Source organism: Fredinandcohnia onubensis (assembly GCF_002734285.1).
In the GTDB taxonomy this organism is placed as follows: domain Bacteria; phylum Bacillota; class Bacilli; order Bacillales; family Bacillaceae_L; genus Ferdinandcohnia; species Ferdinandcohnia onubensis_A.
The window spans coordinates 273-13,300 of sequence record NZ_NSEA01000015.1; the positions used below are offsets into that span (position 1 = coordinate 273).

Consider the following 13,028-nt stretch of genomic DNA (forward strand, 5'->3'; position numbering starts at 1 on the left):
CCTTTTCCTCTTCATCCCATCTATGAAGAGGATTCAACCCGAGATTCTGTCTCCCTTTCCCCTTCATCCCGTCTATGAAGAGGATTCAACTCAAATTTTATATCACATTTCCCCTTCATCCCGCCTATGAAGAGGATTCAACTCAAAATTCTATCTCCGTTTCCCCTTCACCTCCCTCATTCTCCAACTCTGCTGAATCCACATAAAAAATCGGTGCCTGATTCCCAGCGAGATTCAAGATTAGATTACTCACTGGGGGCCAGGCACCGATTCCGTTTTACCTTAATTAAGTGACAATCTAACTCTAACACTCTATTTGGTATAACGGTTCGCGTAGCATGAGGCCACGAATGCATTTGGTTTTATTTTCGGTTCCACACCAATTGCTTCCATTCGTGTCACCATTTCTTTCACAAATTCACGTGTTTTGTTTCTCTTTCCTGCTCCGATGTCAATGTGCCCCTCCATTGTAAAAGAAGCGCCATCATAAATATGCGGTAGCACAATATCGATGAGTTGATTTTTCTTCTCTTCGGTAAACAATGAAACAACTTCCTCTGATAATGATAATTCATAGGAAATTCGCTCATGCAAATGTTCCATTCTCCTCGGAACAACCACTTTTCGGATACATGCCCACACACCTTTTCCTTCATTAAGTATGACAACACCTGTTATAAAGGTAGTTTGTCTTGGATGCACTTGAGAATCTGTCCCAATAATGAGTCTGAATTTCCCACTAGGTTGGGTGCGCATGAAGTCAGTAATATGCTCAAAAACTCGATCAAATGACATCCGTTTTTCTAATAGATTTTTAAATAAGAAGTGATTGATTGAATTGTTTTTCATAAATTCATATCACAACTTTCCCGGTCTCTTTGTTGACCTGCTTTTATACATTTTATGACCGGAAACAGAATAATGTGTGCTAAATGATGATTTGGTACAAAAATTGGAGTTCAATAATAAAAATCGTGCCATTTTTCCTAGTACTTTACTACCTACTTTTACCCGCTTTTTGATTGTATAATATTACCATAATCCTAAATTGGAGCGTGCATGTAAAAAAAATGAAAAAACAAACAATTGACCCATTTGATTCCATTCTGTCAGATGCCATAAATCATCCTGAGAAGCGCTATCACTTTTATAAAGCTTTTCTGGATTTAGAGGTTGTTACAATCGGCACTGTTTCCTCCAGCACGAGTGGAGAGCCCATTCTGAATTTAAAGTATATAGAAATGAATAATGAGCTTGTTCTTCCTGTGTATTCAAGTGTTGAGAAATTCAACTCCATCTATAAGGAAAACTATAAATATGTAAAAATTTCAACACGTATGCTACTAAAACTGATTGAACCAGATACCCCGTGGGTTCTTAACCCTGGTTTTGATGTTAGTAAAAAGATTATCCAACAGGAACTCGAAACACTACGTGACGGAAGAATTCTTCATTACTTTTTTGAGGAGTTAGCTTTTGAAGAAAAACAGAGTTTCCTAACAAACCAAATGGAAGAAATCCCTCATTTCGTTCTTAATGTTATTTCCGACAATTTAAAAAATTTTCCTACTATCAAGAACGCATACTTTACACATATTTACAATCCCGCTAGTCCAAGTAGGCCGATTCCCTTCATTGGACTAACGGTAGACAACCAAGACGAGAACAGTTCAAAGCAACTAGTATTAGATGTGTTTAAAACAGTAGATAAACTTACTAATCAGCAGATCGAAATTGTCATTTTACCCGAGAAACTACCACTAACTAATTCAATTGTTGATCAGACAAAACCCTTTTATACTCGTACATCAATAGATGATTTGAAATCTATGTTCCGATAAGATTCACGAAAGGAGGTAACGAAATGGCTCAAATAGACATAAAAGTGAATAGTGTCCGCTCCTCAAACAGTCGGTTAAAAGGAATCACCTCCGATTTGACAGATACACAGAGTCGGATCTCAAGTCTACGCCATGCGATAGACAGTCAAATTACTAGTAGGCAAGGTATTGGTGCAAATTTAAGCAGTATGGCTTCTTCAATCAATGAGATAGAAAAACGTCTTAATCAACTACATAATTTTGTGGATAATAGTGTAACTCAATATGAACAAGCTGATAAACAAGTAAACTCCCAGTCACAAAAATTAACCGAGCCTCCTAAAAAGTCATTTTGGGAGTCGGTTGGAGATTTTTTTGGGGTTGTTGGCGACTCCATAAAAGGATTTGGAACTGGACTTTGGGACGTAGTTGTATCCACTGTGGAAGGAATCTGGAACATCATCACTCATCCAGTTGAAACCTTTAAAGGTCTCGTTCATGTCATCCAACACCCAGTGGAAACGGCAAAAGGAATATGGGATGCAATCAAAACCTCATGGAACGAGGATGTTATTAATGGCGATGCAGAAAGCCGAGGAAATTGGTTCGGTCGCGCTTTTGGAGAAATTGCCCTCGCAGTTGTAGGTACAAAAGGTGTGGATAAAGCGGTAAAATTAACTAAAGGGGCGAAAGCTGTTGATGAGGTTGGTGGAGTTAGGATAGTTGATGAAATAGTCAATCACAAAACAAGTGATTCGATAAAAACTGTACTAAATGAAAATGACTATACCCCAGATACTTTTGTTAAATTACTGGATCCCGATAGACAATTAACTACAACAGAAATGAATGCAGTTAAATCGATTAGGGACCAAATTGGAATTCCACCAAGTGGTACCACAATGGCAAAGGTGATTCCGCAATCGGACATTTACAATTATTTGTATAATGATTATAAAGGTGTTAGAGGATTTACAGCCGTGGAGGAACACTCATCAAATCTTAAAACATTAGAGGATAATTACGAGGGAGCAAGGCTAGATTATAATAATTCAGCTTTTAAGCTAACTCATGGTGTTGATGGAATATCTCAATCTACTGGAGCACCGGATAAATTTTTCGGTATTATAGAATATCGATTAGATGACCCGAAACAACTTTCAATTCCAGACTGGGCCCCGAAGCCTGACAGCTATCCATATACAGGAAGAGGTTTTACTGGAAGTAAGGAAGTTGTTCTACCAGAATACTATCAGGAAGCGCGAAGTTTCGTGGATGGCGATATTTTAAAGATTGTTGATGCGAATAACGGTACTACTACAACACAATTTATTTATGATGCTGATGTAGGAAATTGGATACCATTAAAGTAAAGTGAGGAAACTAATATTATGAGTAAATATGCTGTCTATAAGAATAAGGACTATTCCCTAAATATCAGAAATAATGTCTTACGACTAAGAAGTAATATTAAAGAAAGTGGATTTAGCGAATTAGTGGATTTAGCAGGAAACAAGCACGATGATATTTTTATAAAAGAGGTTTCCCTTGAAGATGTTGAACTAGTTTATGAGTTAAAGATTAACGCAATTTATCAAGGAAAGGAATTTGAAACCAATGGGGTTGATTCCTCTACTTTAGAAAAAAATTATATCCTTTTATTTAGCATGGATTATGAAGATGTAAATAACTACGGTTTCGTAAAACATGAACAATTTGTTTACCAAAAAGAGGTTAAACTTGTAGACATCGATTCATTAGTTGAAATAAAAAAGCCAATCTTAAAGTGGGAAAACCAGCCTGAATCTCGGAAAACGATTCCCAACAACAAGATTCAAGAATATTTAAGTTAAATATCACAAAATGCCTAACCCCTGTATTGTAAGTTGGGCATTTTTTATTATATGAAGTTTTACATTTTATGCATTTGGTTGAAATTATAAATCCAATAGCAGGATTAGTAATTACAATTAAAAGGATTGATAGAATGAATAGAACTAAGTTAATCAAGATATGTAAATATCTTGGCATCCCAGTAACCTTCAATAACGGAGTCCTACTGGAAGCAAAATCACCTTACGAAAATTATGCTCAACTTGAGTTTAGCAATGGTAAATATGAGTATTCTGAAATAAACTTTGAAAGACTGCCTAGTCCAGAAAAAGAAAACATTCTTATGTTTAATGATGAAGCAAAAGCAACCAAATATTTCTTAATAAAATTATTAAAGAAATTGTATTCTTATAAAATTTTCCCGTCCGATAATCCAGTTCATGATTTAAAAAACACTAATGAGCTAATTACCTATTTTCAAAAACTTGGAGTTTCGAACAGTTACTATTATTTCAATACGATAAGTTCACAGACCATCCACTGTGAGATAGATAGTAGTAATAACATGCTAATCAGCTATATTGATACTAACAGTCAAAAAAGCTTCACCACTATGCCGTTGAGTATCGATAGAGGCATATTTGTCATGTATCGTTTGACTTATTCTTTGTATTTAATTAAAGAACTTGAACAACAACTAACCCAGCAGGGGCTACTACTTAATGAAAAATTTTATGATGAAGATATAGAGTTATTTATAAAATAGAAGAATATATCTATGATAAATATAAATTGCAGTTAAGGAATGATTGTTGATAAGCAGTTCTAAAAACTAGAAATTGCGCTCTACTTACTAATTATTCCTTCATAGAGGTGATGTGTTCATAATGACAAAAGAACAGGCAATGCAAATAATCAAAGTTGAAAATCTACAGTTCTTTAATTGGTTTAACGATCATGATATTAGTCCGAACGAAGTGTTAATCAGTCAACAGGGGAACACCTGGCAGGTTTCCACAACAGACGAACGCGCAAATGCTATCTCAGAAAAAGAATTCGACACCGAGGAGAGAGCATTAGAAAATTTCATTAAAAGAGTAAGAGGATTGAACAAGTTTCATAATCTTTCTAAATAGAGAAATTTCCCCTGAGATTTCGCACAATAGATCTTTAATTAATAATGAGGTAACAATTATGAGCATATACGCCATTTATCAAAACAAGAACTACCCTGTAAATATTCGGGGGCAAGTACTTCATATAATTAGTAAATATAAAAATAACGGCTTTCAAGAACTTATTGATATAGCAGGAAACAAACACGATGATATTTTTATTAAAGAGGTTACCCTTGATGATGTTGAATTAGTTTATGAGTTAAAGATTAACGCAGTTTATAACGGAAGGGAATATGAAACCTATGGGGTTAATTCCTCTACTTTAGTAAATAATTACATTCTACTATTTAGCAAGGATTTTGAAGATGTAAATAACTACGGTTTCATAAAACATGAACAATTTGTTTACCAAAAAGAGGTTAAACTAGAAGACATCGATTCATTAGTTGAAATAAAAAAACCAATCTTAAAGTGGGAGAACCAGCCTGAATCTCGGAAAACAATTCCCAGCAACAAGATTCAAGAATATTTAAGTTGAACAACAAAAAATGCCTAACCCTCTAAAAGGGCTAGGCATTTTTATTTTGAAGCCTACTGCTCCCTCTCCCCTTCAATCTCAATCACGCCTTTCAAATCATCCTGGACACTTTGCTCTGCAAGAGGAACTTTAGAGCGATAAGCCGAGCGCACAATAACGTGTGCTGCGACTGGAGCGGTAAGGAATACGAAGAAGATTCCTAGAAATAAGCGAATGCTAAAAGTACCTTCCATGATAAAAAATAGAAACGTTCCTACAAGGATAAACAATACTCCCATTGTTGAGCTTTTTGATGCTGCATGAGCACGGGAATATAAATCAGGTAATCGAATTAAACCAACGGCACTTAAGAAACTAAAGACCGTCCCCACTAAAATCGATAAAACTGCAAGTATTTCTATTACCTCAATCGGATTGCTTACGCCGCTCAATGACAACACCTCTTTCAATGAATCTCGCGAAGGAAATTGTTCCAATGAAGGAAAGGATCCCAATTAATAAAATCACTTCAAAAAAACCAGTATTCCTTAAAAATACAGAAAAAATAGCTACTCCCGAAATGATATTAATCCCTAATACATCAAGCGCTTGGACTCTATCAGAGGCTGAGGGGCCCTTTACTAACCGATAAATCGTCGCAAAAATAGCGAATGTTAAAAAAACTAATGAAATTATTAAAATGATTCTAATCATTAACGCGTCACCCTCTTTATTGCCGCTTCAAATTTTTCCGTTGAACGTATAACAGCATCGCTTGATTCCGGGATATCCATCGCATGTATATAAAACCTTTTCTCATCATGTGATACTTCAACAACTACCGAACCTGGTGTTAACGTTAATAACATCGCAAGCAAGGTTATCTCCAAGTCCCCTTCTAATTCCGTCTCTAAGGTAAAAATGCCCGGTGTGATATTAATTTTTGGACGCATAACCTGCTTCACGACTAACACACTTGACGTAAATAATTCTTGGATGAAAATAAAAAATAATCGTATAATAGCAAGCAAGGTCACAACATAGAATTGATGAGGGAAATACCTCCGTAGTATAAATAGCACGATCAGACCAAATAAATAACCACTAAAAAAGGTTAACACCGACCAACTATCCTGAAGGAACATCCAAATAAAACCGATTAACAAATTAATTAGAACCTGCATGGGCATTGATACCACCCCTTTCTTATATAAAGAATAACCACGGGATTTTTCAAAACATACTTCTATCCGTTACCTTTTCACACTCAAAAAAACTTACTCTATAAAGGCACTACCCAAAACCGCCTCAATATAGATAGTTGGATTCATAATCACTTCAACCGCAAGATCAACATACTCACTAATCCCTTGCGTCCCTAATCCAAGTGCAATCGTCAAGCCTGTAAGAATGCCCATCGGTAATAACAATCCTTTTAAAGACTTTGTTTCGCTTTCTTCTGGTACGTCAGTATAACCCCAAAACCCGTTCATAAAAATTTTCATAACTGAGTAAAGAACCATTAAACTCGTGAGTAAGCCAATTCCGCCAAGCCAGAAATAACCTGTTGCGAAGGTCCCCTCTGTAATAAATATTTTTCCTAAAAATCCACTAAGGGGTGGTAATCCGCCAAGCGACAAAGCCGCAATGAAGAACATCCAACCGAATTTTGGCTGTAGTCGCATTAGACCACTGAATTCTCTTAAATTACTAGTCCCTGTCAGATAAATAATTGTTCCGCCTAAAAGAAAGATAAGTGCCTTTACAATCATATCGTGGATTAAGTAGTAAATAGACCCTGTAATCCCTTCAGCAGTTAACGATGCGACCCCTGCTAAAATAAAGCCAACCCCCACGACCACATTGTACGTTATGATCCTTTTAATATCCCAAAAGGCCACCGCCCCGAAGGCTCCAAGCAACATCGTAATAGCTGCTAAAATACCGATTAATAGATGTGTCACCTCTGGCTCATGGTAAAACACAAGCGTGAATACTCTCATAATCGAATAAATACCAACCTTCGTTAACAGTGCTGCAAAAATGGCAGCAATTGCTGTTGGTGGTGCACTGTATGAACCCGGTAACCAAAAGAATAGGAACAGACCGGCTTTTAAACTAAACACAATCAAAAATAAAATCGCGACTGTCGTCATGACACCGTCCTGGCCGACCTCAGCAATGCGAACAGAAAGATGTGCCATATTCAATGTACCTGTCATCGCATATAAGTAGGCAACTGCCACTAAAAATAAGAAGGAAGAAATCAGGTTCACTAATATATATTTGATAGATTCCCTAAGCTGTATTTTCGTGCCTCCCAAGGAAATCAAGACATAGGATGACACAAGCATGACTTCAAAACATACGAATAAGTTAAAAATATCTCCCGTAAGGAAGGAACCATTAACACCTGTAATTAAAAATAAAAAGAGCGGATAAAAATAAAATAGTTCCCGGTCCTTCCCTATTGTGTAAAAGGCATAAATGAGACAGCAGAATGCCACAATGCTTGTGACCATCACCAAGATAACAGCTAGCATGTCTGCAACCATACTTACACCAAATGGCGCTTCCCATCCACCTAGCTGGAGAACCTGAATTCCATCTATTTTTATTTGTTGCATAAGCATTAAAGAAACCACAAATATACTTACGACTGCAACAAGACTGAGCGCCCTCTGCAGCACGATATTTTTTCGAAAAATAACCATGATCATCCCAATAATAATAGGGATGATTATTGGCAAAATGACTAAATTACCCATCGTTTTTACCTCTCAAGCTTCTAGTATCGTCCGTGCCTAAAACCTTATACGCACGGTAACTTAGCACTAAGAATAATGCTGTTGTCGCAAAGTTGATGACGATTGCGGTTAAAAGAAGTGCCTGTGGTAATGAATCTACATAGGATAATCCCTTTATTCCCAGCAACGGAGGTCCACCCTTTTCGAGGCCTCCCATTGTAATTATAAGTAGGTTCACACTATGTCCGATTATAGATGTTCCTAATATGATTCGTAATAAAGTTTTCGTTAAGATGAGATAAACTCCGATTGAAAATAAAATCCCGACAAGAATAGACATTAATGTTTCCATTATCGATCATCACCTATACTCATAATAATTGTGAGTGATGTTCCAATGACCGCCAAGGCGACACCTACATCAAACAAAACCGCTGAAGCAAGCTCCGTTTCTCCGAAAACAGGGAGCTCAATGTATCCAAATGTTTGGGTTAAAAACGGCTCATCAAATAGCATGCTACCAACGCCTGTGCCAACTGCAATTAATACACCGACCGCAGCAACCACTTTAAAATCAAGGGGCAAATTTTTACGGACCGTCTCTATATCAAAGGTTAGGAACAGAAGGACCAATCCGGCTGAAAAGGTTAAACCTCCGATGAAGCCACCGCCGGGATGGTGATGACCAGAAATAAACAAGTTGATTGCAAATGTAAAAATAATAATAACCGCAATCTTAGTGATACTTCTTATAATGACATCATTCGGCTCTTTCATCTGAACCCTCCTTTGCTAAACGTAGCTTAATTAATGAATAAACACCTAAACCTGCAATGGTTAACACGAGAATCTCGAGCATTGTATCAATCCCACGGAAATCAACAAGAATGGCATTGACGATATTCTTGGCTCCTGCAAGTTCATAGGCATTTTCATAGTAGCTTGAAATCGAATCAAATAAGCGATTTCCGTTCACTGATAATGCCACTATTGTTACGACTACCCCTGACCCAATAGCTATGACCGCATTCGTTACCTTGAACGGGACTCGACTAATTTCTTTTCGCAATTGCGGTAAGTGATAGAAACATAATAGGAAAAGAGCTGTCGTGACGGTTTCCACAACCAGTTGAGTCAAAGCCAGATCTGGTGCGCGGAATAAGACAAAGAAAAATGCTACTAAGTATCCTAGTGCCCCCACTGCAACAATCGAGGTAATTCTTGATTTTGAAAATAGAACGGTAACAGCTGAAACTACCGAAACAATCATAATCGCTATTTCAAATAGTGTTGCCGGGTTATCATTCGATGAATCAAAGGAAATCCCATCGAATAACCAGATTGATCCACCGACAACAATAATCATGAAGCCAAAGATATAAACTAGATAATCACGAATAAAACCTGTCATATAAAAGTTTGTAATTGAACCATATATTTGTTCCATTTTATTTAAAGCAAGATTATATAGATGGTTGATTGTTAGTGACTGTGGGTACAACTTGTACACCCGGTACCATTTTCTAATATTGAGATAAAGAATTGTTCCAAGAACAACTACCCCAATCGTCATCCAGAGTTCCTGATTCCAACCGTGCCAAGCAGTTATTTTTAACTTCACCACATCTGCCTCAGCAAGCATCGGCAATACAGAAGTTAACGCCGGCTTTAATAAATACTGTGAAACCAGATTCGGGAAAAAGAAACCAAGGATCACAAGCGAACCTAAAATAATCGGTGATAGTAACATTCCAAGTGGTGCTTCATGAACAACACGGTCATTGTCGAGCTTATATTTCCCTCTAAACGTTTTAAATACAAGAATCATACAGTAAATAAATGTAAAGACACTTGCGATCCAAGCGATAATAGGAATAAGTACACCAATCGTCGCCATGTTGAAAAAGTCCATTTTTGCTGCATTATTAACCGCTGCAAAAAACATTTCCTTACTTAAGAAACCATTAAATGGAGGCAGTCCAGCCATTGAAAAGGCACCTATCACCATTAGCGTAAAGGATATAGGCATAAGATGAATTAGACCACCCAACCTTCGAATATCACGAGTCCCCGTTTCATGGTCAATTATCCCTACTACCATAAAGAGACTCCCTTTAAAAGTCGAGTGATTCAGCAAATGAAACAGAGCTGCAAAGACGGCTGTGCCGTAAATAGCTGTTTCATCCCCCAAACCGAAATACATCGCAGCCGACCCGAGACCAAGAAGACTCATGATCAAGCCTAATTGGCTAATCGTTGAATATGCCAATAATGCTTTTAAATCTGTCTGTCGTACCGCATTAACGGATCCATACAGCAATGTAATTAAACCTACACCCGTAACAAGGCAAAACCATTCAGATGAACCGCCAAAAATAGGTGTTAATCGTGCAACTAAATAGATACCTGCTTTAACCATTGTGGCTGAATGTAAATAGGCACTAATGGGAGTCGGAGCTTCCATTGCATCTGGGAGCCAAATACTAAACGGAAATTGAGCAGATTTTGTAAAAGCACCTAGTAAAATTAATACCATCGCTGGTACGAATAAGGCGCTCGTTGATATCGCATCAGCATTCAATAACATTTCACGAATGCTATAGGTTCCCGAGCTACTTGAAATCATAACAAGACCCGCAAGCATCGCTAATCCACCAAATATCGTAATTAGCATAGATTTTTGCGCACCATAGCGTGATTTCTCACGTTCATACCAATACGCAATTAATAGGAAAGAAGATACACTTGTTAATTCCCAAAATACGTACAGAACAAAGATATTATCAGAAAATACTAAGCCAAGCATGGCTCCCATGAACATCAGTAAATACACGTAAAAGTTATGAAGTGCTTCACGTTCTTTTGATAAGTAAAAAATGGAATATAAAATAACCAATGCACCAATACCCGTAATTAATAATCCAAACATTAACCCTAATCCATCGATATAGGTAGTAAAATTAATATCATAGGAAGGTATCCAAGGAAGGCTTGTAATAATGGTATTCCCATTTGCAATATCGGGAATAAATGTAATAAGATAAACAAAAATCAGGAGTGGCACCAAGAACACGAACCAGCCCGTATGAATGTGAGTACAAAACTTCTTATATAATATAGGAACAAACACGGCGAAAATAAATGGTAGCATGATTAAAAAATGGAACCAATACATTGGAATCGCCTCCTTAAGTGGATGATTTTTACAAAATAGCTGAATAGATTGACTGATTTTGTAGCATGCGATATAGTCATACATAGTTTATAAATTAAAGAACATTTTTTACTAACTTTTGCAATCAGTAGCTGTTTAAATTCCTACTGAAATATAGCTTAGCTGTTGCCTCGATTTATTCAAAAATTGGATCAACTAGCAAAGTGAATTTTAATAGGTGGTGTGATAAATGTAAGCCCAGCTAAATAAAGGGTTTATCCTTTAGTAGTTCCTTATTTACTTGTTATTTATGAAACGGAAGTTGGCTAGGCCAATGATTTCACATCAACTTCGAGGTGAGTAATAATGAAATTAATAAAAGAGCGAATGGACGAGAGTATCCTTGTCTGTGTATATTATGGCCCAAATGGTGAACGTCTCATCCAACGTGGTTGCAAGATTGCAAACATGCTTGATTGTCCACTTTATATCTTAACTGTTGATCCAAAGCCTTTCGATGATCTCGACCCTGAAAAGGTTAGCTACATTGAAAGATGGAAAGAGTTAGCAGACCAACATAGTGCGGATGCGTTTATTATCAAGGACAATGAAAAAAGACCAATTTCAAAAGTAATCGCAGATGTAGCGAGAGAGAAAAATGTTACCCAAATAATTCTTGGCCAAACCGCACAAAGTCGTTGGGAACAAATCGCAAAAGGTTCAATTATAAATTCATTGTTAAGAGAAATTCCTTTTGTAGATCTTCATATTATATCTGTTGCCCGTTACCTAAAAAACACTGAAGGCCATTTCGACAAGGGGGTTCGTGCATATCTAGTTCAAGAGGGTAACGAATACCGCCTCATCTTTAAACATACAAGAGACGTCCTTTTTGAAGGTATCTTCTTTAAAGAATTTGGCACAGACTTTAATAATGGAATTTTTAAATTCATGAAAGACCAGAAGACACTACAGGTCCAAGTGAAAGAGGATATCGTTTCCGATTTTACAAATGTAGAAATGAACACAAACTTAGACGACGATGATGACTTTTTATGACCACTCCGCTATTAAGCGGAGTTTTTTTATTGTGATAAGACTTATAGGTTTACGTCCACTTTTACTAATTGCTTCTCTTCGTTATTGATTCCGATATATTTGAATGTTTCAGAAGGCGAATGATGATTGTAGATATCCATCAATATCGAAATTGCAATTCCTTTCAGGTAGGCATGATAGCCAAATGTTTTCCGGAGAGTATGCGTTCCAACCTTCCCAGAAACCCCCACCTCTTTAGCAGCATGATTTATAATCCGGTAAGCCTGCTGTCTAGAGATTGGTAGATTATCCTTCTTTGATTTAAATAAAAAATCACTGCCTTCATATTCTTCTTGTGAGCGTAAATAATCAGTCAGTTCATTTTTTATCATATTATTTAAATAGAAAGCTTTTACTTCCCCACTTGTAATGTCATTTATATAGAGGAAATCCTTCATTCCAGATTCATCCCATACGTCTTCAACACGTAATGAAAGTAAATCACTGACCTTTAATCCTGTGTTAATCCCAAATACAAAAAATAATAAGTCTCGTTGGGATTGCTTTTTAAGCACTTCCTTAATTTCATTTATTTTATTTACGTCTTTAATTGGATCGACAAATTCCATCGATATCCCCCTGCCAATGTTACATAACTCAAAACTAACATACATTAAGTAACATGACAAGAATCATGCTTACAAAATTTTTAGAGAAATGCCTTTCACTTAGTATTGAATAACACCATGTACTGCTAAAATCTCAAATTTTCAGCTAATAAATTGGATTATTTTTTTTGAT

Annotated in this window: 16 protein-coding genes; 7 read left to right on the forward strand and 9 right to left on the reverse strand. The window is 36.6% G+C overall.

Translation table 11 applies throughout. From position 1 onward, the window contains the following. Positions 1–312: 312 nt before the first annotated feature. On the reverse strand, positions 313–849 hold the full coding sequence (locus CKJ95_RS15280) for a ribonuclease H-like YkuK family protein (RefSeq protein WP_099354315.1): 537 nt from the start codon (positions 847–849) through the stop codon (positions 313–315). Positions 850–1,070: 221 nt separating this feature from the next. Here CKJ95_RS15280 and CKJ95_RS15285 point away from each other — a divergent pair, with 221 nt between their 5' ends. The 6 genes from CKJ95_RS15285 to CKJ95_RS15310 all read left to right on the forward strand — a co-directional run bounded on the left by CKJ95_RS15285 (position 1,071) and on the right by CKJ95_RS15310 (position 5,309). After that, positions 1,071–1,841, forward strand: coding sequence for an enhanced serine sensitivity protein SseB C-terminal domain-containing protein (locus CKJ95_RS15285; RefSeq protein ID WP_099354316.1), 771 nt, complete (start codon positions 1,071–1,073; stop codon positions 1,839–1,841). Positions 1,842–1,864: 23 nt separating this feature from the next. After that, complete coding sequence (locus tag CKJ95_RS23860; RefSeq protein ID WP_257215811.1) at positions 1,865–3,193, forward strand: hypothetical protein; 1,329 nt, start codon at positions 1,865–1,867, stop codon at positions 3,191–3,193. An 18-nt stretch (positions 3,194–3,211) separates the two neighbouring features. Further along, entirely contained in the window at positions 3,212–3,673 is a 462-nt protein-coding gene (locus CKJ95_RS15295; protein WP_099354317.1) for a hypothetical protein, read from the forward strand. 134 nt (positions 3,674–3,807) lie between these two features. Further along, positions 3,808–4,419: a hypothetical protein gene (locus CKJ95_RS15300; protein WP_142353957.1), complete on the forward strand. Its 612-nt coding sequence runs from the start codon at positions 3,808–3,810 to the stop codon at positions 4,417–4,419. A gap of 121 nt (positions 4,420–4,540) precedes the next feature. Then, entirely contained in the window at positions 4,541–4,789 is a 249-nt protein-coding gene (locus CKJ95_RS15305; RefSeq protein ID WP_099354319.1) for a hypothetical protein, read from the forward strand. Between the two features lie 58 nt (positions 4,790–4,847). Next, complete coding sequence (locus CKJ95_RS15310; protein WP_099354320.1) at positions 4,848–5,309, forward strand: hypothetical protein; 462 nt, start codon at positions 4,848–4,850, stop codon at positions 5,307–5,309. 53 nt (positions 5,310–5,362) lie between these two features. On the opposite strand, the gene mnhG is transcribed toward CKJ95_RS15310, so the two are convergent. From mnhG to CKJ95_RS15345, 7 genes are all read right to left on the reverse strand, one after another. Next, positions 5,363–5,740 (reverse strand): monovalent cation/H(+) antiporter subunit G, encoded by a 378-nt coding sequence (gene mnhG, locus CKJ95_RS15315; protein ID WP_099354321.1) that lies wholly within the window; start codon positions 5,738–5,740, stop codon positions 5,363–5,365. Next, entirely contained in the window at positions 5,715–6,002 is a 288-nt protein-coding gene (locus tag CKJ95_RS15320) for a Na(+)/H(+) antiporter subunit F1 (RefSeq protein ID WP_099354322.1), read from the reverse strand. The genes mnhG and CKJ95_RS15320 overlap by 26 nt, the downstream gene beginning before the upstream one ends. Continuing rightward, entirely contained in the window at positions 6,002–6,478 is a 477-nt protein-coding gene (locus tag CKJ95_RS15325; RefSeq protein ID WP_099354323.1) for a Na+/H+ antiporter subunit E, read from the reverse strand. The genes CKJ95_RS15320 and CKJ95_RS15325 overlap by 1 nt, the downstream gene beginning before the upstream one ends. 87 nt (positions 6,479–6,565) lie before the next feature. After that, a complete protein-coding gene (locus CKJ95_RS15330) occupies positions 6,566–8,056 on the reverse strand; it encodes a Na+/H+ antiporter subunit D (protein ID WP_099354324.1) in 1,491 nt (496 codons plus the stop codon). Next, on the reverse strand, positions 8,049–8,387 hold the full coding sequence (locus tag CKJ95_RS15335; protein WP_099354325.1) for a Na(+)/H(+) antiporter subunit C: 339 nt from the start codon (positions 8,385–8,387) through the stop codon (positions 8,049–8,051). Before CKJ95_RS15335 ends, CKJ95_RS15330 begins: the two co-directional genes overlap by 8 nt. After that, positions 8,387–8,812 carry a Na(+)/H(+) antiporter subunit B gene (locus CKJ95_RS15340; RefSeq protein ID WP_099354326.1) on the reverse strand — a complete coding sequence of 142 codons (426 nt, stop codon included), beginning with the start codon at positions 8,810–8,812 and terminating at the stop codon, positions 8,387–8,389. The genes CKJ95_RS15335 and CKJ95_RS15340 overlap by 1 nt, the downstream gene beginning before the upstream one ends. Then, positions 8,796–11,210 (reverse strand): Na+/H+ antiporter subunit A, encoded by a 2,415-nt coding sequence (locus CKJ95_RS15345; protein ID WP_099354327.1) that lies wholly within the window; start codon positions 11,208–11,210, stop codon positions 8,796–8,798. Before CKJ95_RS15345 ends, CKJ95_RS15340 begins: the two co-directional genes overlap by 17 nt. A gap of 345 nt (positions 11,211–11,555) precedes the next feature. Between CKJ95_RS15345 and CKJ95_RS15350 the strand changes: the two genes are divergently transcribed. Then, positions 11,556–12,248 (forward strand): universal stress protein, encoded by a 693-nt coding sequence (locus tag CKJ95_RS15350; RefSeq protein WP_099354328.1) that lies wholly within the window; start codon positions 11,556–11,558, stop codon positions 12,246–12,248. Positions 12,249–12,289: 41 nt separating this feature from the next. Here CKJ95_RS15350 and CKJ95_RS15355 read toward each other — a convergent pair whose 3' ends face one another. Then, positions 12,290–12,856 (reverse strand): tyrosine-type recombinase/integrase, encoded by a 567-nt coding sequence (locus CKJ95_RS15355; RefSeq protein WP_099354329.1) that lies wholly within the window; start codon positions 12,854–12,856, stop codon positions 12,290–12,292. Positions 12,857–13,028: the final 172 nt, after the last annotated feature.